Origin of the sequence: Halorubrum sp. GN11_10-6_MGM (assembly GCF_005435165.1) — an archaeon.
GTDB lineage: Archaea > Halobacteriota > Halobacteria > Halobacteriales > Haloferacaceae > Halorubrum.
The window spans coordinates 1-23,681 of record NZ_SGUC01000008.1 but is presented as its reverse complement, the minus strand read 5'-3'; the positions used below and the strand labels follow the sequence as shown (position 1 = coordinate 23,681).

The 23,681-nt window shown below is 53.1% G+C and carries 24 protein-coding genes; 10 read left to right on the top strand and 14 right to left on the bottom strand.

Annotated features, from left to right (window positions below; genetic code table 11):
* Positions 1–347: 347 nt before the first annotated feature.
* From EXE46_RS05990 to EXE46_RS05980, 3 genes are all read right to left on the bottom strand, one after another.
* A protein-coding gene (locus tag EXE46_RS05990; protein ID WP_089309092.1) for an IS630 family transposase occupies positions 348–1,368 on the bottom strand; the annotation gives its coding sequence in 2 pieces (ribosomal slippage) (positions 348–866 and positions 868–1,368; 1,020 coding nt in all).
* Between the two features lie 209 nt (positions 1,369–1,577).
* Positions 1,578–2,234, bottom strand: a complete 657-nt coding sequence (locus tag EXE46_RS05985) for a hypothetical protein (protein ID WP_137687570.1) — start codon at positions 2,232–2,234, stop codon at positions 1,578–1,580.
* Positions 2,227–2,832: a hypothetical protein gene (locus tag EXE46_RS05980; RefSeq protein WP_137687569.1), complete on the bottom strand. Its 606-nt coding sequence runs from the start codon at positions 2,830–2,832 to the stop codon at positions 2,227–2,229. The genes EXE46_RS05985 and EXE46_RS05980 overlap by 8 nt, the downstream gene beginning before the upstream one ends.
* Positions 2,833–3,116: 284 nt before the next feature.
* Here EXE46_RS05980 and EXE46_RS05975 point away from each other — a divergent pair, with 284 nt between their 5' ends.
* Positions 3,117–3,347: a winged helix-turn-helix domain-containing protein gene (locus EXE46_RS05975; RefSeq protein WP_159369402.1), complete on the top strand. Its 231-nt coding sequence runs from the start codon at positions 3,117–3,119 to the stop codon at positions 3,345–3,347.
* Positions 3,348–3,405: 58 nt separating this feature from the next.
* Entirely contained in the window at positions 3,406–4,149 is a 744-nt protein-coding gene (locus tag EXE46_RS05970) for a hypothetical protein (RefSeq protein WP_137687568.1), read from the top strand.
* Between the two features lie 12 nt (positions 4,150–4,161).
* On the opposite strand, the gene EXE46_RS05965 is transcribed toward EXE46_RS05970, so the two are convergent.
* The 3 genes from EXE46_RS05965 to EXE46_RS05955 all read right to left on the bottom strand — a co-directional run bounded on the left by EXE46_RS05965 (position 4,162) and on the right by EXE46_RS05955 (position 7,982).
* The gene (locus EXE46_RS05965) at positions 4,162–4,608 is read right to left on the bottom strand and encodes a hypothetical protein (RefSeq protein WP_137687567.1); all 447 of its coding nucleotides are present in this window, start codon (positions 4,606–4,608) and stop codon (positions 4,162–4,164) included.
* 203 nt (positions 4,609–4,811) lie between these two features.
* On the bottom strand, positions 4,812–7,580 hold the full coding sequence (locus tag EXE46_RS05960; RefSeq protein WP_137687566.1) for a hypothetical protein: 2,769 nt from the start codon (positions 7,578–7,580) through the stop codon (positions 4,812–4,814).
* 210 nt (positions 7,581–7,790) lie between these two features.
* The gene (locus EXE46_RS05955; RefSeq protein ID WP_137687565.1) at positions 7,791–7,982 is read right to left on the bottom strand and encodes a hypothetical protein; all 192 of its coding nucleotides are present in this window, start codon (positions 7,980–7,982) and stop codon (positions 7,791–7,793) included.
* Between the two features lie 316 nt (positions 7,983–8,298).
* On the opposite strand from EXE46_RS05955, the gene EXE46_RS05950 reads away from it, so the two are divergent.
* Both EXE46_RS05950 and EXE46_RS05945 read left to right on the top strand, forming a co-directional pair.
* Positions 8,299–9,228: a hypothetical protein gene (locus EXE46_RS05950; RefSeq protein WP_137687564.1), complete on the top strand. Its 930-nt coding sequence runs from the start codon at positions 8,299–8,301 to the stop codon at positions 9,226–9,228.
* Between the two features lie 5 nt (positions 9,229–9,233).
* Positions 9,234–11,336 (top strand): homing endonuclease associated repeat-containing protein, encoded by a 2,103-nt coding sequence (locus tag EXE46_RS05945; protein ID WP_137687563.1) that lies wholly within the window; start codon positions 9,234–9,236, stop codon positions 11,334–11,336.
* Between the two features lie 535 nt (positions 11,337–11,871).
* Here EXE46_RS05945 and EXE46_RS05940 read toward each other — a convergent pair.
* The 4 genes from EXE46_RS05940 to EXE46_RS05925 form a co-directional block, all read right to left on the bottom strand.
* Complete coding sequence (locus EXE46_RS05940) at positions 11,872–12,090, bottom strand: hypothetical protein (RefSeq protein ID WP_137687562.1); 219 nt, start codon at positions 12,088–12,090, stop codon at positions 11,872–11,874.
* A 70-nt stretch (positions 12,091–12,160) separates the two neighbouring features.
* Complete coding sequence (locus EXE46_RS05935; RefSeq protein WP_137687561.1) at positions 12,161–12,982, bottom strand: IS5 family transposase; 822 nt, start codon at positions 12,980–12,982, stop codon at positions 12,161–12,163.
* Between the two features lie 136 nt (positions 12,983–13,118).
* A complete protein-coding gene (locus tag EXE46_RS05930) occupies positions 13,119–13,430 on the bottom strand; it encodes a DUF1499 domain-containing protein (protein WP_137687560.1) in 312 nt (103 codons plus the stop codon).
* 348 nt (positions 13,431–13,778) lie between these two features.
* On the bottom strand, positions 13,779–14,945 hold the full coding sequence (locus tag EXE46_RS05925) for an ISH3 family transposase (RefSeq protein ID WP_137687559.1): 1,167 nt from the start codon (positions 14,943–14,945) through the stop codon (positions 13,779–13,781).
* A gap of 272 nt (positions 14,946–15,217) precedes the next feature.
* On the opposite strand from EXE46_RS05925, the gene EXE46_RS05920 reads away from it, so the two are divergent.
* Positions 15,218–15,775, top strand: coding sequence for a hypothetical protein (locus EXE46_RS05920; RefSeq protein ID WP_137687558.1), 558 nt, complete (start codon positions 15,218–15,220; stop codon positions 15,773–15,775).
* Positions 15,776–16,145: 370 nt separating this feature from the next.
* Here the strand turns inward: EXE46_RS05920 and EXE46_RS05915 are convergent, their stop codons facing one another.
* A complete protein-coding gene (locus EXE46_RS05915; RefSeq protein ID WP_137687557.1) occupies positions 16,146–16,502 on the bottom strand; it encodes a hypothetical protein in 357 nt (118 codons plus the stop codon).
* A gap of 366 nt (positions 16,503–16,868) precedes the next feature.
* Here EXE46_RS05915 and EXE46_RS05910 point away from each other — a divergent pair, with 366 nt between their 5' ends.
* The 3 genes from EXE46_RS05910 to EXE46_RS05900 all read left to right on the top strand — a co-directional run bounded on the left by EXE46_RS05910 (position 16,869) and on the right by EXE46_RS05900 (position 18,618).
* Positions 16,869–17,225, top strand: coding sequence for a helix-turn-helix domain-containing protein (locus EXE46_RS05910; protein WP_241981498.1), 357 nt, complete (start codon positions 16,869–16,871; stop codon positions 17,223–17,225).
* 159 nt (positions 17,226–17,384) lie between these two features.
* Positions 17,385–18,191, top strand: a complete 807-nt coding sequence (locus EXE46_RS05905) for a ParA family protein (protein WP_137687555.1) — start codon at positions 17,385–17,387, stop codon at positions 18,189–18,191.
* The gene (locus tag EXE46_RS05900) at positions 18,184–18,618 is read left to right on the top strand and encodes a hypothetical protein (RefSeq protein WP_137687554.1); all 435 of its coding nucleotides are present in this window, start codon (positions 18,184–18,186) and stop codon (positions 18,616–18,618) included. Before EXE46_RS05905 ends, EXE46_RS05900 begins: the two co-directional genes overlap by 8 nt.
* Positions 18,619–19,081: 463 nt before the next feature.
* On the opposite strand, the gene fni is transcribed toward EXE46_RS05900, so the two are convergent.
* Entirely contained in the window at positions 19,082–20,164 is a 1,083-nt protein-coding gene (gene fni / locus EXE46_RS05895) for a type 2 isopentenyl-diphosphate Delta-isomerase (protein ID WP_004597834.1), read from the bottom strand.
* 172 nt (positions 20,165–20,336) lie between these two features.
* Between fni and EXE46_RS05890 the strand changes: the two genes are divergently transcribed.
* Together EXE46_RS05890 and EXE46_RS05885 are read left to right on the top strand one after the other, a co-directional pair.
* Positions 20,337–20,981, top strand: a complete 645-nt coding sequence (locus tag EXE46_RS05890; protein ID WP_080509875.1) for a helix-turn-helix domain-containing protein — start codon at positions 20,337–20,339, stop codon at positions 20,979–20,981.
* 71 nt (positions 20,982–21,052) lie between these two features.
* Positions 21,053–22,021, top strand: coding sequence for a hypothetical protein (locus EXE46_RS05885; protein WP_137687553.1), 969 nt, complete (start codon positions 21,053–21,055; stop codon positions 22,019–22,021).
* Between the two features lie 463 nt (positions 22,022–22,484).
* On the opposite strand, the gene EXE46_RS05880 is transcribed toward EXE46_RS05885, so the two are convergent.
* Positions 22,485–23,129, bottom strand: coding sequence for a molybdenum cofactor guanylyltransferase (locus tag EXE46_RS05880; protein WP_137687552.1), 645 nt, complete (start codon positions 23,127–23,129; stop codon positions 22,485–22,487).
* Positions 23,126–23,614: a molybdopterin-dependent oxidoreductase gene (locus EXE46_RS05875; RefSeq protein WP_241981506.1), complete on the bottom strand. Its 489-nt coding sequence runs from the start codon at positions 23,612–23,614 to the stop codon at positions 23,126–23,128. The genes EXE46_RS05880 and EXE46_RS05875 overlap by 4 nt, the downstream gene beginning before the upstream one ends.
* Between the last annotated feature and the right edge of the window lie 67 nt (positions 23,615–23,681).

Below are 23,681 nucleotides of genomic sequence, written 5' to 3'. Positions count from 1 at the left end.
GGTGCGTTGTCGATGGGGGTCTGAGTCTGACAATCTGCTGGATGAACTGTTTACTGAGCATTGATGGGATCGACGATTTCGCTACAGCCGGGGCATTCGGCCCACACGCCCGGTTCACCGCTAGCTGTTTCATACTCGATGATCGCGTGCTGGCCGGTAACTGCCTCGCCACAGAATGAGCAGGTGCCACGGACCGTCTCTGGATTATCGGGGGTCATTCTCACGAGATCGGCGGCTTCTTTCAGGGGGAGAGGGAGCGTGTGACACTGTTTTAGAGTTGGTTCGGTCGGTGAGACCGACTCAGCTTTGCTCCCTCACCTCGAGATTACAGACTCTGCGACTTATACTCACCGACAGAGATACTGATACACTCCGGGCGGATTGATCTCTTTCATCGCTGAGCGGATCTCACTCCGAAGTTCGTCAATTTCTCCAAAGTATTGATTACCAAGGGTTGATCTGAGTTGTCGCCAACACTCCTCGGTTGGATTTAGCTTAGCCATCCCAGTCGGGAGATATAGAAGCTCTAGCTTCGATTTCTCGGCAAACTCCTTGACTTTCTTCGCTGTGAAATAGGAACCTTTGTCGAGAACCACGAGCAGTTTCTCTCCGAATCTTGCCTGAAGTGACTGGAGAAATCGAACCGTCGTTTCCTTGTTGAACGAACCAGCGCATTCCAAAAACATGGTCTCGCCGTTCTCGGTGAGACCGCCCAAGAAATTGATTCCATCACGAGAGGCCGACACGTTCACTGTCGGCCTCTCGTCAATCGGAAACCACGCATATCTGAGATCAGCTCCAACCGATTTCCTGAACTGATCAATCGTTATGACCAGCCTGTCTTCATCCCGTCTCCCGACTTTTTTTGAGCTCGTCGTCGTACCGTTCAAGATCTTCCTCGTCAGCCGAGGCTGGTTCTGGCCGAGGTTTCTTCCAGGAAACCTCGGCCTCTTTCATTAGTCGCTGAACGTGACGCCGGGAATGTGCAACATCAAACTCAGTTATGAGGTGTTGTTGAGCTAGTATACTCGACCAAGCAGGCTCATCGTATCCAGCTTCTTCGGGTGATTGGTTGAGTGTTTCAGCGAATTGTTGGAACTGTTCGTCAGAGAGCTCAGGCGGTCTTCCTGGACGTTCGTCGTCGTAGAGCGCGTCTTCAAAGTCGCGCTCTTCGAAGCGATCCAACCAGTTGTACACTGTCTGACGAGGCCATCCGTATTTTTCCTCGATCTTATCTGGAGATAGCCCAGCGAGATATTCGCGTGCAGTAGTGAGCCGTTTGATTGCTTTCGGATCACGCTCGTCCGCGAGCTGCTCGCGGACGCGCTCAACTGAAAGATCGGGAATCTTGTTCCCGTCCTTGGACATACTCAAACGATGAGCTTCTGTGTCTCAAAACTTTCGACGTTGAGTATATACTTCGGGCGAGCGGGGCGAAAGTACTACTCTAAAAAATAGCGTGACTGCGGGCCGCGAGTAGCCATCGCGCAGTTGTGATCTGTGACGAAGGTAGGTCCCTCGCTATCCAATCGACATGCTGCTCTACATCTCGCGGCATTTCGTTCACGATAAATCCTTCATCGATGTGGTGGCTGGAGATTCTTCATCTTGAAATCCGACTGAGCGACAAACTGCCCGGCCAGTTCAGCCAACTTCCGGGTTCGCTGGATGTCGGCTAGGTTGTGCTTACAGAGTGGAAGCCAGTCGCCGGCCTGGAACGCGTCAACGGCTTCAGCGCTATCGTCGAACGGGTCGCACGTCTCCTCACCAACAAGGACATCATACACCCCAACGAGATCAGTCTGATCCTGTGTATTGAACCGGTCAACCACCTGTATCATGTCGGCGTACGCGATGTCACCAAAGGGCCATCGTAGTCCATGTTGGAGAAATCGCGTCCGACAGAAGGGAAGATCGAACCCACCGTTCCACGTCTCGCCGTTGAACGCGGTCACGTAGTGGGTGTCACCATCGAGTTGGTCCGTGACAAACGACGCGACCAGCTCAAGGAGTTTGCCCTCGTCAGCAACGACTTCGAGCTGGACCGTCCCAGTTGACTCCTCATCAAGTGCCGTCACCAGTGTGTTGCGATCTACCTCGCTATGGCCGCCAGTATTGAGAATAAGCGATTCACCGAGACCGTGGGCGAACCCAGCAACGGTGATGACCGCGTCCGCATCAAATCCAGAAGTCTCGATGTCAAACGCAACTGGAGCGAGTCGTGAGTCACTCATCTGTGAGGTCGATAATATCTTCAGATTTGAATTCATCTATCGAAACGCCCAATCGCTTCAGAAGGAGATGCCACGATATTTGACGGCATCGTTGCTCACCCATCGTCACATGGTCTTCCAGAGACCACCTATCGAGAACGTCGTCAATCTTCTCAACAGGTACAATCAGTTTTCCCACTTCCTTTTCGATCCCATCTATAACGGCATACACGACAAAAAAGTAAATCGCTGTTCGTGAATCGTAAACTGAGTTTTCAGCTTGGAGTCGGTTATGATGAGGCCACCAGATCCGGAACTGACCGTATCGACCCAACTCTTTGTTGCTACTCTGATACCGGTTGACGCAGGACTTGACCTCTATATAGTAGGGTACCTCACCGCGAATGTAGGCGTCAACGTGAGGTTGTACTGACCACCGATTAATCAATCCCAATTCACTAAATATGGCGTTAGCGAGGCGTTCCGCGTTGTATCCCCGGCCAGAAGCAGTTTCTCGTCCCCGTCCTTCACATGTGTTGGCGTCTATTCCTTCGCGAACATCTTCCAACTTCATCTCAGGATTGACGATGTCGGGATTACCAGAGGAGTTTGCTGTCATAGAATCCTCATCGTTACCACGCCAGAGGCAAGCCTCGTGGGAAGTTGTTCATCAGATAGCTTCGCGGCTTCTGAACCCATTTGTTGAATGAGTCCATTCCGAGCCACTCGAAGCAGCGAACGATATTGTGACACCATGGCTCACAAGTTGGATACGTAGAGCAAATATAAAAATCTCACTAATAAGTGAGGTTAAAATCATCAAATAGTTATCGCATCTGATATATCGGTCGGAAGGATGATGGGGAATAGAGGAGAATCTGAGTGAGAGAGCCAGCGCCGTGGATGCAGATGCCGATTGACGATCGGATTCTCGAGGCGCTAGACACATCTGGGCTGGTCCTGTCACCATCTGTAATCGCATTCAACATCGACAAGTCGAGAAGTGAAGTGAACCGCCGACTCTCAGAACTTGTCGATCATGGCTTCGTCGAACGCGTCAAGCGAGGATACTACGAGATCACTAACGCGGGCAAACAGTATTTGGCTGGAGATATCGATCCTAACGACATCTGAGCGGACTACCCATCAATGCTGGTTCCTATTAACAAGCCCTGATGAGTTATATTTGATAATGAGCGACGCAGGGACAGACATTATAATAAAAGGCGAGATACACAGTTCCAACGCCGATCTCGAGGAGGAACGCGAGATCCTCGTTGAAGGGGTGGATCACCTCATTCTTGAAGGCCAAGCCGAGGAAGCCGAATACAGCCTCACACAGCAGTGGTATGGCTGGATAATGCTCATTTTTCAATATTTATTCGCTCGTCAAATCTACGCTGATCACACCATCCTCGAAGACCTTGCTGATGCGCAAGGCGCCGATACCGAGTACACCAGAAAAACCGATCTCGACGTCCTTCACAACTCACACGTACTCGTACAGATGTTCGCAGTCAGCCTCTTTTTTGTCCTTCTCACCTACTCGCTCTACATCGGGATGGATGGCAGAGTCTTGGCGGGCGCCGGTTGGCTGTTCGTCAGTTCGCTCCTGCCGCTCCTCGTCCTCCGCATTCATGAGTCTCGAAGGTCAGAGGGCGGTCGAGATGAGGTAATCGCCGAACAGATCACCGAAGCAGCTCGGGAAGGAGGTCGAGTCGTTGCCGTAGTTGGTAACGAACACGCCAAGAATATCCCTGACTACCTCCCCGATGACTTACCCGAACCCGATGTGAGGCCTCCCCAGTACCCGTTCTTATCGATTTCGTCGTTAAAGGAACTCCTCTATCCCGGATTCGTGTTTTTCAGTGTTCTCTATGTCTTTTACACAATTCTCCTGAATTACGTCCAAATCCTACACATTCCGTTCACCTGACCCTCAACCGAGTCATCCGAGAGAGATCACCACCCGCACCACGAATCCTGATGCCACCAACAACACGCCAGACGCGGCATCCGCGTAATTCATCGCCGTCATTGAAACCCGTTCCTGATACGGTGTATCACCCTTCCGATCATCAGGTACCAACGCCGCCTCCCTGAACGCCTTCTCATGAACTCTGAAAGCTGTCCAAGCAAGGATTATCGCACCGACCCTGACCATCGCTATCCCGTACGTTCCACCGGAAGCCGACAGCAACCACAACGTTCCGAACACGAGTGCGAGGAATGCGACGTTTCTCGCAAGACTCCTCCCAGTAGCCCTGAAGGCCCGTTGGTTCAGGGATTCGGATTGCCCGTTCCAAGTAGTGTAGAGAAACACAAGCTCGGTACGGGTAGCTATCCTGATAGCGTTCCCAGTCGATATCCATACGCCGGGTGGTCTGTCAGTCATCATAAATTCTCGTCTATTCAAACAGCTGAGACCTCGCCAGTCAGATCCGCTGTAAGAACCAGTCGAACTGGGGAGCTGATTAATTCCAACAACGTGTCTGAGAGTCTCCCCGGCCAGTTCAAGAGAGAAACACAAACAGATAGATCGATACGCTCAGCGCCGCGGGTACCACTACATCGAAGACAAGACAATCCGGGAGATCGTTATCCTGTAGCACCCTCGTCACTTACATCTTGGAGCGCTGTCTGGTCGACTGATGGGCCGGCACGAAGCGGAGCAGTACTCAGGGCGGGAGTGACACCCGGATCATCGACATACTCGGTGCGTTCACGGATACCCCACAGCGCTGGGAGGATATCATCGAGATATGGCCGTGATGTTGAGAGCTCGCGAAGGTCGGGTGGATCACTAACGCCAGTATACGGCCACCCCACTGTCTCGACGGGGTCACCCGGACCGTGGTGCTCCCTACTGACTCGGAGCACCTTCGCAGCGACGTGGACCGATGGCGACATCTCCGGATCCGCGACAAGTGCCGGCCATACGTCGGTGTAGCGCTCGGCGTCGGCGCCATTGGCGGCGTCGAACGAGAGGGTGAGCCGGTAGACCCGCCCGGTCTCCTCGACGAGACCGACCTCAACGAGATCGGCGAGATGATCTCGTCGCGACCGAGTTGAGACATCGGCCCGCTCGTCGAGATCGGCCCCACTTATCGGGCGGTCAGCCTCGAGGAGCGTCGAGACAAGTTTTCGGGGCGTGGTCCGTCGGCCGTCGATCCCCCGGAGGAGTCGGCCGGGATCTAACTGGGCGAGAGCGTAGCGGATCTCGGCAGCATCAACCCGGCGGCCATCATTGTCGCCGGCGAGATACTGGAGGGCGTCAGCGACATCGAATGGGGTCCGAGCGAGGCCGTGGAGGACGGACGTCGCCTCGGGAGTGAGTCGGAGGTCCTTGGTCGCGAGCATCCGACGGGCCGTCTCCGTAACTTGACGGCGCGTCGGCTCAGTCCGTACCTCACTACGGATAGCGATCTCCGGGGCATCCTCGTGTGGGTCAAGGCCGCCGAAATGCTCGCGAAGAGCGTCGGCCACGGCCTCAGTCTTCCCAGCGAAGTCCCCAACCAGCGTCCACGAACCGATGAGTCGAGCCCATGGATCAGCGGCGTCGACAGTCGGGTCGAACGCCTGCTGTCGCTTGTCAGTCCGATCCTCGAACAGCTGTCGGTAGGCAACGTGGTGGCCGTAGTTGCTCCCGATGGCTGAGCCAATAGCGAGCGAGTTGAACAAGGCGTCGCGACGATCGTCGTCAAACCGCCGCGAAAACTCGGGAAGCTTCACGACTCGAGTGAGCTCCACGTCGACGAGGTCAAGGAGATGCGTCAGCGATCCAGCCAGTCCGAGGGCATCCCGAGTGATCGGGCCACGGAGCTCATCATCCTCAGCTTCAGCATATTTCCCAGTGAGTTCGGCCAGTTCGGCCGCCGCCTCGAGGAACGCACCACGGAGGTCGTCATAGGAGTCGACCTCATCAGGGAGCCAGCCGATATTCCGCATCTCCCGGAGAACCGTCCTGCCGTCCTCAAGCATGTCGAGTACACCGTGGTCCTCAAGTCGGTGTTTGGTGAGGATTTGGTCGAAGGTCCGATGATCGGCGAGAGCTAACGCCAGCGTGGTCCACACCTGCAGGGGGTTATCACCCTCGGCAGTAACGGCGAGGTGGCCGTCTTCATGATGCCACCGGCCTTCTGCCCGATCGTCTTGTGGGGCAACTGGGTAATTGACCACTGATACCCCAGACTCAGTTGCTGTTCCAAGGGCTGCGGCAGCTGTACGTCGGTCACAGTAGCGGGTTTCGTGGTGAGAAGGGAGACGGTGGCGGTCAGCGGTGCTAGATGGTGTGGTCTCAGTCTGGTCCGGACCCTCCCCGTGTGTACGCGGGGTTACACGGCTATCAGTGGAGAGTTTTCGAGATTTGCTAACGCACTCGTCAAGTCGCCGCTGTACAGCGATTTCTTGCTCATGGAACTGACGTCCAGCCGTAGTCAACTCGACACGCCGTTCTTGGGATGAGCCATATGTTTCGACGAGTTCGACGTCGACGAGGTCGCCAATGACTTGCCGTACACGTGAATGATTCACGCTGAACGCGCTGTACAGGCGGCTGTAGGCGAGCGTCTCCGTGTCCTCCTCGGCGAGCAGCGACAGCACCCGGGCGTGACGGCTGCCAACGTCGACGACGTCCAGCGCGGTCTTGAGGGCGTTCTCATCAAGCTCTGAATCCGACCGATCACTAACGCCGGGGAGATCGTCGCGATGGTGATGTGCGAGCCACGCTCGATCGACGCCTGAACAGACGAGTCGAACGTCTGCTGCTTGGCCGAGAGCGGCGACGAGATGACACCACGATCGGCGCGTCTCGGCGTCGACATCGCGAAACCCGCCAGGTAGCCGGATCGAGACGGTTGGCGTGTGCGTGCTCTCTACGAGCGGTGCAAGCGCCGCGTGGGTGTCCTCGAGGTCGGACCGACAACCCATCGGCCGGGCGCTCCCGAGCTGCGGCAGCGTCACAAGCGCCCTCCAGAACCGCTGATCAGACTGGCTCGCTGCCAACGACCGCAGGACATGGGCAAGTGCCCCATCGAGCGCATCGTCGACGAAGTCCTCGAGCAGTGTATGTGCCTCGACAGGACTCTTGTCTGTAACGAGTTCGCGCACGGCGATGACAATTGCCTCGGCGAGTCCAGCGCCACTCCATGGATCCGTGAGTTGCGTCCAGAGGCCGGTCGCGGTTGATTCGGGATCGTGAACGACAATCCCGTCGAGACTTGGCGTCTGCGAGTAGGTGGTCCCGGCGTCGACCCCAGGGGTTGTACCCGAAGATCTGGTGTCTATCGGAGTGCTGTCGGCGGGTTTACTCACAGCAGCCTCCAGCTCCAACTTTGGAGCCACCGTCCCGATCTTCGTCGTGATCAACAGCAGGTGAGCTCGCCGCGTGCGCGCTACCAACACTCACGGCATTATCTCGATTGGAGTCAGCCCGTGGAGTCAGGTCAAAAAACAGTAAGACCCTAATACCCGGGACGACAAGGAATAGGCGGACATATCCCGGCCAAGGAAGTCCACCCGGAGTGAGGCAGATCCAATTTCTCTGCCTCAATCCACTTGCCGCAACCAGCGTCAGCTCTAGGTGTCACCCCCCTCTTCTTCGTCCTCAATCTCCGCCCACTTGAGCTCCACTTCGACCCATATCTCTTTGCCTTCCTCTGGTTGGATCTTGTGCTTCTCCCGAATGTTGGCTGGAATCGTCACCCGACCTCGTGAATCCATTTCAAGGGGCTGTTGACGACCAATTTCAATTTTCTCAACCGTGCTCATACTAGGCACATGGGCGACCATGGGTAAAATGTCTAACCCTGCCTCATATATCGGATTAGAATAGGTGAGATCTCTGTATCATAATGACAGATAACGGTAGTAAAATAATACAACCGAAAGGAATTATTTTACACATGACATTCTCTTTTGTTCAATGCAACATGCCTATACTTGCTCAAGCCAAATCATATGAAATCTATCACGTAGGGTGAAAAAGCATTCGTGATAATAACATAGAAGATATGATATATCGGGGATAGGATTCCGATACTCCGTGGCGGAATATCGGAATAGAAAAAATATCAACTATATATAAATGAAAGAAACTCTCTATCGGCAGATCTGTGAAAATCTTATTCCGATAGTTTACCCCAAGGGTTTTACACTCCAATACTTGACTTTTCACAACAAGAACAAAATGTCCCGACGAAAAACGATTCCTCTCCACAAGAACCGGCAAGAAATGTTCGTCGATGTGCTCACAGCCGATGAAGATCTCGTTGATCCACACAAAGCGATGACAGCACACCTCCTTCTCGGTACTGGTATAAGAAATGATACTTGTGGTCACGTTCATAAATTTTGGTTCACTTACCGAGGAGATGAACTGTACCTTGATGTTCCTGACTTCGACAACTGCCGCAAAGAGATTGACAAAGCTCGAAAGGGGCCTGACAGCAACAAAAATGTCTGCAGCTCTTGCGAGAGGTCAGGTGATGGTGGTTACACACCCAAAACACCCACATCTGCTGGTCGTCAGCTACTTATCCCAAATTCTTACAAGAATCATGCAACCGGAGAGGTGGAATACTTCGGATTGAAGGATCGTTGCGAACGCTATTTCGCATTCGATGAACCCACTGCGCCAGCTGGGAGCAAATACGGATTCGACATGATTCAAGCAGATGGCAAAGACGGTTTTTCTACTGGATTTGCTAATAAAGCGGTCCGCGCAGTCGGCGCTAAATCTGATATAAACCCCACATTGCGGAGGAAACGACTTATACAAGAAGGTGTGCCAAACGATCAAATTCGGAAATTTGGGACAAACAAGGAAGGTGATAAGATCCCCGATATAGTAGCACACGACATGAGAGCAAGCTATTGTACGCAACTGGCACGGAACGACACAAGAACGGCATACGCAATGACTAAGACCGGCCACAAACTTGAGGAGACCTTCTACCGGTACGTGAATTTCGCACGAAATGAGCTCGATAAAAATGTAGATAAGTCCATGTTTTAACTCAGATGCCGGGCCGCAAAATACCCAAGAAACAATTGATCTCCGATCTCCAGAGAGTCGCTGACCAACTCAAAAAAACACCCACAGTGGCAGAATATCAAAAGCATGGTAATCATAGCCGACATACCCTCGTGAGCCGTTTTGAGTCCTACAACGACGCAATTAGGACTGCTGGACTCGAACCAAACCAACAGGTAGCAGATCCGAGTGATTCTGGATTAAATATCTCAAAAAATCAGCTAATTGATGATCTTCGAAGAGTTGCTGATGTTGTCGAGGGGACACCGACACAACATCAGTACAAGAAACATGGGGACCACGCAGCAAATACGCTTGTCCGTGAGTTCGGAAGTTACAACAACGCAATTAGAGTTGCTGGATATGATCTCAACAGGCATACTGCTGCCTCAAAAAGTGAGCTACTCTCCGATCTACAGCGTGTCCAATCAAAGCTCGGTAAGACACCAACCAGTCATCAGTATGATCAACACGGAGAGCACAGCCTCGGTCGTCTCACCAATATATTTGGGACATACAATAACGCTCTCAAATCCGCTGATATCGATGTTAATTCGCGGATAGATATTCCAGCAGAGGAACTGTTAACTAATCTTGCGGAGGTTACTGATAATCTCGGTGAAACACCAACACGAGATCAATACAACGAACACGGGGATTACCATGCAGATACGCTTGGGAAGCGTTTCGGAAGTTTCGGCACTGCATTGAAAGAGATCGGATATGAGCCGAATCGAAAGCAGCCTGTCTCGGACACTGAACTGATACTTGATATCCAGAAAGTTGCAAAAGTGCTCGGAGGGCCACCTACGTATGACCAATACGGAACTCACGGCGAGTTCTCTACCAGTACATTAGTCTATCATTTTGGAAGTTACAACGAGGGCATCAGAGCAGCTGGGTACGTGCCTGTTCGTGAGGTCAATATTGAAAATAAACATTTACTGACAGATATTAAGGAGGTTCAAAAAAAGGTTGGGGAGACGCCAACTGTGATGCAGTATAATGAGTATGGGACCTACCACGCGGACACACTCTACAAACGGTTCGGAAGCTACAGCAGCGCGCTCAAGGCAGCTGGATATGAACCAAATCAATACCGAGACATTCCTAGTTCAGATCTTCTATCTGACATCCGCAAACATTCAGACGAACGAGAACGTGCACCAACCTCTCCGAGATACGATGAGAAAGGAAAATACGCTGCAAAAACGATTATACAGCGATACGGGACTTGGTCTGATGCAGTCAAAGCCGCCGGGTGTGAGCCTCCATCCTACCATTATTACTCTGATAAGCAGTTACTCCGTGAACTCCAGCGCCTTGCGAATGGAAATAAAGCACCAACACCCAGAGAAGTCGAGGTCTCTGGAAAGTACTCTTATACGTGTTATATGGACAGGTTTGGCCGGTGGTGGCAAGCATGCGTCCGGGCAAATCTAAGACCACACGTGAGGGTGCCACTCAAAGAACGAGAGTACAGCGCATTTGTTGAAACTGCCGTTCAGTATGATGATCCAATCACTAAGATCATCGGCCTTCTCTCTGCTTTCACCGGCCTGACAACGCCATTACTGGGAGAATTCAGTACAGAATGGCTCGATCGGTTGTATAGTGATCGACATGATACACTAATTGTCGTGCCGTCCGAACACATAGCAACTACCGAAGACTGGGTTCTCCAAATCCCGAAGAGATGGCATCCTCCTAGCTCCGACGAAGCGCACGAACTCCCACTTGAAGGACTTTTAAAATGGCATGACAAATCGAAAATAACTGATATCGATACAATTGGCAAAGGGGGTGTGACAGGATATATTCAGAAAATAGCTAAAAAATCAGGGATAGACCGCCAGCGAAATTGCTTTGATTCCAACCTCAGACCAAGTTTAGCAGCGCATCTCATTCGCCAAGGAGCAGAAGTGTGGGAGGCTGCTATGCAAGTTGGATTTGAATACACTAACTGGGGTCGGTTAGGAGAAACTGGGATTGAAGACTACCTTTTGTGGGTATACCAGATGGACGGGACAGTCCATCATGACTATGAGCCAAAAGGAGTGCATCTCGACCCGCCTATGACTCATGAATAAGTTCTCAGCACTGAAGCTGATGAGAGATTCGAGATCGACTAGCTTGGACTCGCCTAAATCTTCTCGGTGTGGCGGGCGGTTTTTCAACAGTGAAACAAACTGACTGGTGATTCTCCGAGCACGCTGACCGACCATTATCGCAATTCGGGGTGTAATTGAGCGACGGTCGTGAAACTATATCCCCACTATGTGCTCTCGACCGCGTAAAGCTTGTGTGCTGACGTTGATTGCGTGCTTTATCGGCACTCAACTGCTGTAGAACTCTGGCGGCGGACCATCAGTGAGATCAACGATCCGCTGGTCACGAAATATCCCTTTCGGAACCCCCAGTCGCTTCAGTAAGTGGTTCCACGACATGTCTCGCAAATACACTCTTCCGGCTCTGTTGAAATCCTATTGTTCAGACATATTTTCGTCTGAAACAGCCGGTCGATGAGAACTGCTTGTTCGTCAGTAGCTCGTCCCCGTGGCGATAGTACTGTAGAGAGTAAGAGTATCACCAACGTTTTCGAATAGCGTAAACGAGGACCGTCAGTTAGTTGCGACTCCAAATGTAGACGACGAGTGCGAGTATCCCACCGAAAAACGTCGTGATTGTGAGCACGCCGACACCAATAGCCCACAACGCGGCGTTGTTGTTGCCGCGTTTCTTGGCATCGGTGTACACCCAGTAGCTTACTACAAAGGGCAAAATAAGCCATACTATAGCCAGAAGCCCAACAGCAGGAGGAATCGCAAATTGGAGCGAGATCATAATATACTATACAATCTTTATAATAAAAAGAGCATCGACTGTTGCTACGTCTATCCCCTGTATTGACCACTCAGAGTGACCGGTCTACATTATGAACGAGACAGGCGATAGTGAGTTCACGGAACTGCTTCCACCACTGCCGTGAGCGAACGAACGCACCGTACTTCCGCTTGAGCGTTGAGTTCACAGTCTCGGATTGACTCCGTTGGCCGTAGAGATCAGCGTCTAAGCGAGCGTTCCATGCCTTGTGGAGCGATGTGAACTCACGATGCTTGATTAGTGGCCGAACCTCGTATTGACGGGCAAGCCGTCTGATTTTCTGATCGTCGTAGCCCTTGTCACCGAGCAGAATGTCGATGGTCTCGGGGTTGCGCTTGATCAACGACGGCGCAATCTGGCTATCGTGTTTTCGTGTCGTCGTCACGTGTAAATCGAGAATCGCGTTTACTTTCGCATCGACCAATAGCGTCACTTTGAGCTGCTGAATCGTGAGTTCAGCACGTTTCGTGTAGTGTTTCGAAGCGTGACTACGGTCGAACCCTGACGCATCAACACCAACAACTCCGCTTGTCGGAAGTAACGTCGCTGAGAGAGTCAAAATGATACGCCACACAGCCATATCAAGCCGGTTGAAGGCCTTACAGAGCGTTGAAGCAGTAGGAAGCTCGGTTAGCCCGAGAACACGACGGATGCGTGGCATCTCAATCAGTTCGTCAAGTAGGCCACGGTAGGTCGTGTTCTTCCGCACTTTGAGACACAGTAGAACAACGTGCTGCGGGAGTGTATAGCGGTGTTTGGAGAACTTTGAGGAGTATCGAGAAACGGCTCGGCGGGCCAGATGGATCGCCTTCTCAGTAAACCGGAGAATCTGCGACTTCGGGAGGGCCTTCATCTGGTCGAATTATACGATGAACATGTAACTCTCTGAGGATTTCAACAGAGCCAGGGAAACCGGCCTTGTTGAAATCCTCAGAATCTGATATTTTCTTATCCTCGGTCACTCAGTACAGCATGGTTTTTGATGTTCGTTAGCGGGAATTGTATCTGTGTATTTCCTGTGCCAATTTTTCTAAGAAAACGCCCTCATTTGCGAGGTCTTTCCCCCAGTTCGTGAGCGAAAATCTTGGCTCTGATGACACAGTTACGACCGTGTTATCGTCCTCGTTGGACACCCGTATCTCAATTTTATCGCCGAAAGACTTCCAAGAAAGCGGTGTGTGAGCAGTCAGAGTCAATTTCTCACTTTCAACATCAACTGTCTCCCATCCAACGTACCCGACCACTTCTCTACAAGCGTCAAACACTACGTCGGTATCTTGAGCAAATTCTTTTGTTCGCATACTCGATTCTTGAGACAAATTGAAAAGAATGTTTGGTACAACGGCCAGGCCACCTTCTACTCGGAATACAGTCGTTAGCGACTTATCTTTCAGAGAATAAAATATTTGAATAATAGGATTTCAACAGAGCCACTCTTCCCATTGTCTCGTGAGTCTCCAGAATCAGTACCTCACAAAGCATCCTCGGATAGCTGTTTCTGCGGTCTGAGTTCTGTGTCGAAGCGGTTGTACTGACGGTCTCGACGAGAGAATCACAGACGGATCGATGGAGAGCTGTCGCTGTCGGCGGCGGTTAGCCGCCGACGCGACAGCGTCGCCACTCACTCCGCTGGCTTGCTCGGTCGGTGGTTAGCGGTGAAATCGGTCGTCAGGTGGCCGATTCGCGGGGACGGCCCGACGCACCGCGAGGGCCGTCCACGCAGCACGTCGAATCATATTGACGAACTCCTTGTACGGCCACCACCAGAGGCGACGCCCGCCTCGGCGGGGCGTCGCCACATATTCGTAGTGGAGGTACCGCCAGACGTTCTGTAAGAGCAGACTCACCACGACGTACAGCAGCCGTACCGTTGGATCTCGTGTTGTTGTTGTCGCTATCGCTTGCTCAAACAAGCGATAGCTCGACTCGATACCGAACCGCTTGCTGTAGTGGTATCGAGCGTCGCGTGGTGAGCCGATGAACGGCGCGTCAGCGGCGTAGCCGTGACGCGCCACGCCGTTCTCGTCGTACTTCCCGTTTAGGTACGTACAGTCGATGTAGACGGGAAACTCGACGGTCCAGCTATGACCGTCGAGTTTCCCTGTCAGGTCGTGCTGAATGACGCGGCTCCATCCTTTCGAGAGTTCTTTCTGAATCGTCTCACCCCACCGGATGATCGGGATCACGTACGCGTAATCGTGCGCTTGAAGCAGCGTGAGGCACTTGCTGTCGTAGAATCCACGATCAAGGTAGACGGCCTTGACCTCGGCGTCAAGGCCGTCGAGCACACCGAGGAACTCAGCGAGGACGCTGCTGGCGGTATCGCCGTCTTCGAGACGGCGTACCGCCAGCGTGTAACGCTTGTTCTTCACACGCGCGTAGAGTGTGGCGTAGGCGTGGAACGCGGTGGTTCCACGCTTTGCGACCGAATGATAGAGGCCGTCTGTGTCGTCTTCGTCACCGTAGTAGGGCCGCAGGTGGAGGTCTGCGCAGACCCCCACCTGCTCGGGGAGCAGTTCATCAAGGTTCTTCCGCAGGAGCGTGTTAGCGACTCGTTCGAGCCGATCCGGCTCGAACTTCGTCCGGAGGTGGTAGAGGGTCGTGTTCGCAGCGGGTGTGTTCTGGCTCGAAGCACAGAGCGTAGAGACAGAGGTCCCGTCGGCGCAAGCGCCGACGAGGACCTCGTAGATGTCCTCAGAAGTGATTTGAGCATTATTCGCTAAGGAGAGCGGAACTTCCTCGTCAAGGCGGTTGACGAGAAAGTTAAGAAGCTGGTCCTCATGGATCTCACCGTCTGCTTGCTGGGTCGTAGACACACCTTCAGCAAGCAGACGTTCTAACTAAGCGGCTTTGTGAAGTACTGAGAATCCATTATCCAGAATTTCATCAATCTGACTTACTGGTGCAACCAACTTACTTACCTCCTATTCCCTCCAATTTATCATACCATACACAATAAAAAAAGTAGACGTGGAGAACCTCAGGAATAGTGTATGACCTTGCATCATCAACGAGGTCATTATGATGATGTTGCCAGAATTAAATCGACCGTATGAGCCCATCCGTGCAGTCGGGGTGGATGGAATGAATGACTGACAACAATCGCATCGACTGGCCGACACCCGGACCGAACGAGCCGATCCCGGCGTGGGATGAGTACGAGCAGATGCGCGAGGCCGTCAACGACTACCTCGATCACGAGCCAGACGACCCGACGTGGGACGACATCTGGCGGGCACTCGGGGCGATCATGGGGGAGTACCAGCGGGATGCATTCGTCGAGGCGTTCGGCGTTGACGAGCCTGCCGAGACGGCCTGTATCCGCCGCCTCATTACCGGTGAGGACGAGTGCCCCCACTCCCCACTCGAAGCCGACAGCGACCCGTCTGGGCCGCCTCACAAACCACCTGCCAGCGATCATGCGACACTCTGGCTCGACGACGGCGAGCCTGCGGTCTACTCAATGCACGTGTACCCCGGCAACGTCGAACGGCTCGAGAGTGAGGAGCCGCCACACAACCTCTGGTTCGACGTCTTCGAGTTTGCTTCCGAGTGGGGTCTTGAGGTCTCGATCCTCCCCAAATCGTGGTGCAACCTCGGGTCAACTGTCCATATTGTCTTCTACCCGCCAGAGCGGTTCCGGTAATTTCCTAGAATACGCTGAGTCGTTTGATGTACTCCCGTGGAACAACAATCGATAGCCCCGGGTTGGGAGAGTCATCCCTCGGAGACAGCCTTAACCAACACAGAGAAGTATTAACCAACAGAGCGAATGCGAATCTCTGGTGAGATGGCCGTCGACGGTGGCTACCGTCAGATGAGTTGTCTTCGAGCATAGTGCCTTCCCGTCGGTAGAACCACAGCTGCTGCTCGACGGTACTGAAACCACGTCGAAGCAATAGTGTTATCGTCGACGTCGACGACAGTCGCCTCTTCGGGCGGCGCGATCTCGAGCTCACTGGCCTCTCGCTAGAGAAGAGATCGTGCCGGGTGCGGTGAACATCACCGCCAGAGAGTCACTCGTTGTAGTGGATGTGGAGGTCGGCGAACTTCTGCCAGTTCTCTAGGAGATAGTCCCGCATCCGCTCGAAGGAGTAGCCATCTTCGAGAAATATCTTCCTCTCTTCATTGGTGCCGCGCGGAAGATACTCCTTGTCGAGATGGGGTTGGCCGTGACGTGTATCCATCCTTGCGATCTCGACGTTTTCGTCGAGTGGTGACTCGGCTTTTTGAACGAGAGTCCATCCGTAGTTCACGGCATCTTCTGCGGGGTCAAACTCGTCATATTCGTGCGGGTCTGGTTCAACAAACCCGACGAGTAAGTAGGTGTCACCCCGATAGTCTCCAAGGTCGGAACTGTCAAATCGCTCCATTGTCGATCTCCTGTACACCTGTCGTCGTAGCGTTTGTGTGTGTATTCATAGATTTACACCTGAGAATCCGCTGCTCGCGCGCGTCCGTCGCACCAGCATAGCTCCCGCTCTGAGACTGGTGATTTCACGGTGTACAGAGCCGCTACTCAGATAGTAGATGGATAGGACGCCGGCCGGCGTAGCAGAGATGCTCTCATCTTGTACAAGGGGGCGAAGCCACTTAAACTTTTTGACAATAGATGAAGAAGGTAGAATTTCGCCTGAAACAGCCGAATTCTACACTATCGAAACACTCTTGAGCGTTGCGGTTCTAACAACGGTCAGTGAGTAATGAATATGCCTGAGTTTGAAGATCCCCCAACGTCCGTGCCCGATCCGAACGAGTTCGAGAGCGAAGAGGCGGACATCGATGAGCGTCTGGAACTCCGCGCAGCGTTCTCGGCAACGCTTACACAGCACGGTTACCCGGACACGCTAGTCCTCGCCCGGGACCGTGCGGAGGAGGTCTTCCACGACCGCCGCCTCGATCTGCTCGACCACCTGAAGGACAACGACCCGCGTTCAGTTCGCGCTCTCGCTGAAGAGCTCGGCTACGACAAGGGTGTCATCAGCCGTGATCTACAGAAGCTCGCCAGCATCGATGTCATCGAGTATGCGGAAGAAGGGCGTTCGAAAGCCCCGCGCCTCAAGCACGAACACGTCGTTGTCGAACCAGTTGTTTAATTCGGTTTTGGAAGGGTATTTTCTACTGGTTGAGGGGATAACAGCTGGTGCCTCCCCGTCGATCGTCTGTCTGACGTAGATTTATGTGATACAGGTTTCACCAAGTACATGTATGATGTGTAGAACCCGTATTATGCGAGATATACAGGTGATGCGGTAATGCGAGTCGACGTCGGGATGCAGAAGGGCGGCGTTGGCAAGACAACAACGAGTATCAACCTCGCTGGCGCGCTTGCTGACAGAGGCCATGATATACTCGCTGTTGATGCGGATCCACAGGGTGGGTTGACGCTCAAACTTGGATACCGAGAGCAGTATCGCGAGGGAGAGTATGCACTCTACGACGTGCTCTCCGAGATGGGCCAGCTCTCACTTGACGATCTTGACGAGCTGATCGTCCACGGTGATGAGTTCGATATAGTGCCATCCCATATACGAAACTTCAGATTGGAGAAGCACTTGTACTCGGAAGCACGTGGGGTAGAAGCGCTGAAGATCGCTCTCGACCGGCTCACAGCAGAGTACGACTACGTCGTGATTGACTCGCCACCGAACCTCGGCCCACTTGCTGATGGTGCTCTGCTGGCCGCAGAGAACGTGCTCTTCCCGACTCACGCGAACACCATCGCGAGAGATTCACTCGAGATTCTGTTCGACGAGATCGACACGCTCGAGGACAAGTTCGACGACGTGCAGATTTCGACAGTAGCTGCTGTGCTGAACGAGGTGGGACAGGACGGCGTCAGTAGTGAGATGCGGACATGGTTCATCGAGGCGTTTGGCGAAGACTATGTCTTCGAGATCCCGGACTGGGCAGCTGTCGAGCACGCAATCGAATACCGGACGTCGGTCTTCGCCTATGACCCGGATGATGCGGGGTACCCGTGGGACGCAGACAAGATAGACCAGCTACGGACCAAGTACAGTACTATCGCCGAACAGGTTGAATCCCTCAACGATGACTGATCCAAAAGAAGAACTCGGCGAACGATTCAATGACCGTCGAGCGGATTCGCGTGATAGCGATTCAGATGAGAGCAGCGACGACGAGGCAGGTACTAATATGAGTCACTCGGATACGACAGATAACACGGATAGTACAGGTACTACAGATAACTCGTATAATACGGGTAATTCGAGTACTACAGATAATACAAGTAAGCCGGGGCCGAATCCGGATCCAGACTCAACTCGGAACCGCCGGCAACTCGCGATGTATCTGCCAGAAACGAAGGCAGATCAGCTCAACAACCTCTACGATCGTCTTGATGGGCAATCCAAGATAGCGGGTGATGGTGGGATCGAAAAGCACGCTGATTTCATGGAGGCTCTTGTGGAGTTTGCAGTTGATCATGAAGGCGAGCTGGCGGACAGACTCGGAATTGAGAAGTAAAATTGCGCTCTACTAGCGACAGGGAATATTCAGAGTCTATTGAACAAATCCGAGGTCTTCGGGGTCAGACTCCGAGTGCTGTTTGACGAATTGGTGTGTTCGCTCATAGGAGACAGATTGTTGGTCGTAGTAGTAAACCTTGACCTGGGGTAGTAGATTCCGGTATCCGGCTACAACATTCGTTTGAGAAGCCGATTCTCAGTTACCAAATACGGAGTTCTTCATAACCTGTTGTAGCCGCGGCGAATATTGGTTACACCGTAGTAGATTTTGATAAAATCGTCCAAATCTGATAGAAACGGCGTGTAGGATACAGAGGATGTAGTCAACACGGAAGCCGCATTATTTCTCTACTTGAGTCCTGAACCAACCGATAGAACGTACCTGCGTATTGACTGTAGTAAGTTCTATCAGTTTGACGAGGTATTCTGATAACTATTTGTTGAGACTGGGGAGTTGGGTACTACTCGCTACTGGTTCGTTGTTCCACGTACTCGCGCGTCTCCCCGTGTAACACGTATTCTACCTGCTGAAGCTCGTTGATCGATCCCGAGCCGGTGACAAACATTGCTGTCCGCAGCTCGGCGATCAGGTCCTTGACTCGTTCGATGACAGCGTCTGTCCCATCTGTAGCTGGTTTCAGGAACGGTTTCGCTAACCCGCCGGCGTGGGCACCCAGGGCAATCGCTTTGGCCACGTCCAATCCCGTTCGTACGCCACCACTCGCAATTACGCAGTCGTGTTCGGCAGCACACTCGATCGTGCTTACAGCGGTTGGGATTCCCCATTCTCGAAACAGGGTGCCGATTCGTTTCTGTCGCGGCGCGTTTGCGGCTGCTGCGCGGTAGGCTTCGATCCCGGACCACGTCGTCCCACCTTTTCCAGCGACGTCGAGCGCGTCAACGCCTGCCGCAGTTAGCTCTCGGGCGGTCTCCCTGGAAATCCCGTTGCCTGTTTCCTTGACGATAATCGGCACCGAGAGTGACTCAGACACTCGTTCAATCGCAGCTACACAGTTCCGTCCATCGACATCGCCTTCTGGTTGGGTGGCTTCCTGGAGGAAGTTCAGGTGAACCGCGAGCGCGTCGGCGTCGATCATTTTGACTGCCTGCTCGACCATTTCAATGTCGTACTCTCGAAGCTGTGCAGCGCCGAGGTTCCCGTAGATGAACGCATCGGGTGCGGCATCGCGGACGACGGTGTACGATTCGAGGACGCGGTCGTCGTCGAGTTCGAGACCTGCCCGCTGACTACCGAGACCCATGGCGATACCGGTCTCGCTGGCGGCCCGGGCCAGCGCCCGATTAATCTCCGTCGTGTTCTGGTGCCCCCCCGTCATACTCTCGATGAAGATTGGGGCAGATAGGTCGTGACCCAAGAAGTCGATGGAGGGGTCGATCGCATCGTAATCGAGTTCCGGAAGCGCGTTATGGATGAGTCGGACATCGTTGAAGCCCGTCCCTGCCGTTTCGACATCCCGATCCTGAACGATTTGTAGGTGGTCGTCTTTTCGGTCTTCAGTCTTCGAGGAGTCCTGTGCCGTCATTAGTTGAGTTTCTGTAAGAGATGTTAAAACAGAAACGTTCTATCGGTTGGTCCCGGATTCACATACCTATCCAAGGAGATACTTAGTTGGGTGACCATAATGCCTGAATCGGATTCAAACACTTCTTTGAGCCTTCCCTACCCAAATGATAACGCAAAGATACAAGACGACTATGTCTTCACTATTACCACTGAAACCTACCCCCGAAACAGCTTCGGACCGTGAATTAGAGCCGAGGCTCGTTGGATTCGAAGATGAATCTGCGGAACAGATTCTGTCAGCGGTCACTTCAACAACGGCGCGCCGGATTCTTAATCAGCTATATCATGAACCGACGACCGCGTCGGACATCGCCACTGAACTTGACTCTTCAGTACAGAACGTCAGTTATCATCTCAACCGACTCCAAGACGCAGATCTCGTGGAAGTCATCGAAACGTGGTATTCCGAGCAAGGGCGTGAAATGGACGTATACGCTCCGAGCAATAGTGCACTTGTCCTCTTCGCCGGAGCGGAACGGACAGCCCCGTCACTCACGACCGCGTTGCGTCGTGTCTTCGGCGCAGTAGGTCTTGTTGGAGTTATCAGTGGAATCGTCCACACACGCTGGTCAGTGCTGACGCCCTCATCGTCGCTCCGAGGAGCTGAACCTCCTGTACAGCAACCAGACCCAACTATGTGGGAGACACTCGTTACGTTTGGGACCGGTCCTGGTGGATTCGTTCTGGGGATCGGTGTCTTCCTGATCCTGTTTCTTTTCATGGCATGGTACTGGCAGACGTATCGTCCTGCGCGGAGTCGTACCCAATCGATGTAAGTGGTCTTTGGGACTCAAACACCCATTTGAATCTGAGATAGGACAATATTTGGCCCCTCCAATGATAGCCCATGAAACGAAGAACGTTTCTGGCAAGCACTGGAATTGGTCTCGCAACCGCAACGGCGGGCTGTACCTCTCAAGCAACTTGGAGTAGAGCGCGTGAGACGGGCTCAGATACGACTACTACCACCTCAGAGGGTGGACAGACTGAGACGAAACAAACGCCCGAGCAGACACTGATTGAAGCCGGTGATACCGCTGAGCGGACTATTGGGACCGGATCGCTCGAAGAGCGTGGTCTCAGAAAAACTCACCACGTCACGTTCGGGAACCCGACGGAGGAGCCCCACCAAGGAACGATTACGGTTTCAAAGGCCGACGAGACCGTGTTTGAGGAATCGGTAGAGTTCGAAGCAAACGCGAGTATCGCTGCGTCACTCACTGACCTCAATACGTATACTGCTCGTATGACGCTCCCCGAGTTGGATGCGACTGAACAGGTTACTATCGATCCGAGCCAGTTCTCCTGTAATGTGACTAGGACGACAGTCAGCATTCAAGACGACGACACACTCGATTCGATGAGTATTTCGACGCGTATGGCGTGTCCCGGTGTTGTCACCGAAACCGCTCCCGCTGATGGGCTAGCGTCGCACACGCTTGGTGACGATCCCATTCCCGCAGATACAGGAAAGCATAGCCACACGCTCATGCTTCGGAACCCGTCAGATGAAACGTGGACGACCCAAATCCTCGTGGAGAACGAATCAATAGTACAGTTCGATGGAGTCTACACGGTGGAACCTGAAAGTACAGTATTGATTATCCTTAGCGAAAGTGGGACATACTCCCTATGGATGAGTGTGCTCGAAACAGAGGCGATAGAAACAGAACAAGTAACGCCCGGAAACTTCGACTGTAACGAGTCCTCGACGCGAGCAGAAATTAACGCTGTGGGAGAACTCACGGCGAACACTGTTTCGACGCTCATGGCTTGTAACACCGAGACGAATTCGACAAACGAATCCTCTCAGTAAAGGTCCAACTGTAGCTGCTATTTTCCTCACAGAGAGTTCCATTCACAAGCACATTCTATCAGTAGATTCAGAATTTATTTTGGAGAAAATAACGCAGTTCTCGTGCTGATTGTACCCTCTGTACTGACCGATCACTAACCGTCGCAGAGCCCGTCTCAATCGGTACCACATTCGCGCCCTTCATCTTACACAGCGCAGGTAATCTACTCACTTCTTGTCAGAATTCCGAGGTAGTACATGGTTCCTCTGGAGTGGGAAGTGCGTGAAGAGAGCCACACCTATTCGGGCTCTCCGCCCGGATGCCGCCAGCATCCGGGCGGCCTCCCATGATAGCGCGTCCTTGGCAGGTAGGCCAATCAGAGCCACGCGTTCTACGACGCTGTTGAATCATCGACCTTTGACCACCCCAGTCCCTCTTTACGCACGCTGGGGGCTTAGCAGGCTTTCATCCCATCAAAGCAGATTATTCCCTTTGTCTCTCAGTGACGTGTTCGAGTTCCGCGACCGTGTTTATATTCGTTGTCGAGAGCCGGATCAACTGCGGTAGTTCATTCAGCTCAGCGTAGTCGACATGGTCAAACTCGGCGAGAAACGCATTGAAACTACTCCCATCAGATACACTATTTCGGTGGCTAATGACCGCAGAGCGTCGGTAAAACGCGTGTAGTGGTTCGCGTCGTCCGCGCCGTGAAACTGGGACGACTGCTTCAGGCGCTCTCTCAGCGTGATTCGCAACTCGTGTCCACAATTCCCTGACTGCTCTCGGATCCAAGAGCGGCATATCGCACCCGACTGCGAATATCCACGGTGTCGGTGCCGCCTCACATGCTGACAATAGTCCGGAAAGCGGTCCCGCGAGACTGTTGTCGTCGAACACGAACCGCACATCCCATGACGGTGGGAGTGTCCTGCGAAGTTGCTCCCGTTGGGCCTCAGTTTGAACTGCGACAATTGGTGGCTGTGCTGTCGAAGCACGAAGCGTACCGAGTACTCGCTCGAGAAACGTCTCGCCGTCAAGCGTGGCAAGAGCCTTGTCTCCGGCGTCGAATCGACGACTGTTCCCACCTGCGAGAACCACGCCAGTCACGCCAGGTAATTCGCCACTCATGCGGAGTACTCTTCTTCTCTGGATATTTCTTCGACAGATTCCGGGTCAGCACTCGGAGAGAGGTGTCGTGCTTCCAGTAGGGCGACCGCCTTTACCGTTCGAGCGCCGTCGACACCAGGTGTAATAAACCGTGTTTCGTATGGTTCACACTCCAAAATTGGCGTGCCGTCACGAAAGAAGGCAAGCAAGCCGTCAAGCGCCGCGCGGATGTCAACACACATCCGATAGCCGCCATCACTTTCGACCACCAAATGAGTTGTCTCGTCTGAAACGTCGGCGGCAGAGAGCAGTTCGAGTATCGGAATTCCTGCCCAGGTTGCTGTGTTGCGTGTACCCGACGCACACTTGATTGTGACCGTTTTGGTCTCGATCGGAAGCATCGACAGTGCTTCACCAGATAACGACAGACTGCGATTCCCCGAGACGAGCGTGTCATAGAAAGCGTCACGTACGAAGCGGCAGGGTGCGGAAAGTGTGTCCAACACCAGCGCAACCCTGCAAAATGTGGCTTCGGTAGACGACTTCTTGAATGCGGCGGCTACCGAAACAGTA

Excerpts from the sequence above, each read along its gene's own strand:
- EXE46_RS05905 (WP_137687555.1), top strand. The coding sequence starts at position 17,385 with ATGCGAGTCGACGTCGGGATGCAGAAGGGCGGCGTTGGCAAGACAACA.
- EXE46_RS05975 (WP_159369402.1), top strand. The coding sequence starts at position 3,117 with ATGCAGATGCCGATTGACGATCGGATTCTCGAGGCGCTAGACACATCT.
- fni (WP_004597834.1), bottom strand. The coding sequence starts at position 20,164 with ATGACGGCACAGGACTCCTCGAAGACTGAAGACCGAAAAGACGACCAC.
- EXE46_RS05980 (WP_137687569.1), bottom strand. The coding sequence starts at position 2,832 with ATGACAGCAAACTCCTCTGGTAATCCCGACATCGTCAATCCTGAGATG.
- EXE46_RS05950 (WP_137687564.1), top strand. The coding sequence starts at position 8,299 with ATGAAAGAAACTCTCTATCGGCAGATCTGTGAAAATCTTATTCCGATA.
- EXE46_RS05985 (WP_137687570.1), bottom strand. The coding sequence starts at position 2,234 with ATGAGTGACTCACGACTCGCTCCAGTTGCGTTTGACATCGAGACTTCT.
- EXE46_RS05965 (WP_137687567.1), bottom strand. The coding sequence starts at position 4,608 with ATGACTGACAGACCACCCGGCGTATGGATATCGACTGGGAACGCTATC.
- EXE46_RS05970 (WP_137687568.1), top strand. The coding sequence starts at position 3,406 with ATGAGCGACGCAGGGACAGACATTATAATAAAAGGCGAGATACACAGT.
- EXE46_RS05945 (WP_137687563.1), top strand. The coding sequence starts at position 9,234 with ATGCCGGGCCGCAAAATACCCAAGAAACAATTGATCTCCGATCTCCAG.
- EXE46_RS05920 (WP_137687558.1), top strand. The coding sequence starts at position 15,218 with ATGACTGACAACAATCGCATCGACTGGCCGACACCCGGACCGAACGAG.
- EXE46_RS05935 (WP_137687561.1), bottom strand. The coding sequence starts at position 12,982 with ATGAAGGCCCTCCCGAAGTCGCAGATTCTCCGGTTTACTGAGAAGGCG.
- EXE46_RS05915 (WP_137687557.1), bottom strand. The coding sequence starts at position 16,502 with ATGGAGCGATTTGACAGTTCCGACCTTGGAGACTATCGGGGTGACACC.
- EXE46_RS05890 (WP_080509875.1), top strand. The coding sequence starts at position 20,337 with ATGTCTTCACTATTACCACTGAAACCTACCCCCGAAACAGCTTCGGAC.
- EXE46_RS05880 (WP_137687552.1), bottom strand. The coding sequence starts at position 23,129 with ATGAGTGGCGAATTACCTGGCGTGACTGGCGTGGTTCTCGCAGGTGGG.
- EXE46_RS05885 (WP_137687553.1), top strand. The coding sequence starts at position 21,053 with ATGAAACGAAGAACGTTTCTGGCAAGCACTGGAATTGGTCTCGCAACC.
- EXE46_RS05930 (WP_137687560.1), bottom strand. The coding sequence starts at position 13,430 with ATGCGAACAAAAGAATTTGCTCAAGATACCGACGTAGTGTTTGACGCT.
- EXE46_RS05940 (WP_137687562.1), bottom strand. The coding sequence starts at position 12,090 with ATGATCTCGCTCCAATTTGCGATTCCTCCTGCTGTTGGGCTTCTGGCT.
- EXE46_RS05955 (WP_137687565.1), bottom strand. The coding sequence starts at position 7,982 with ATGAGCACGGTTGAGAAAATTGAAATTGGTCGTCAACAGCCCCTTGAA.
- EXE46_RS05900 (WP_137687554.1), top strand. The coding sequence starts at position 18,184 with ATGACTGATCCAAAAGAAGAACTCGGCGAACGATTCAATGACCGTCGA.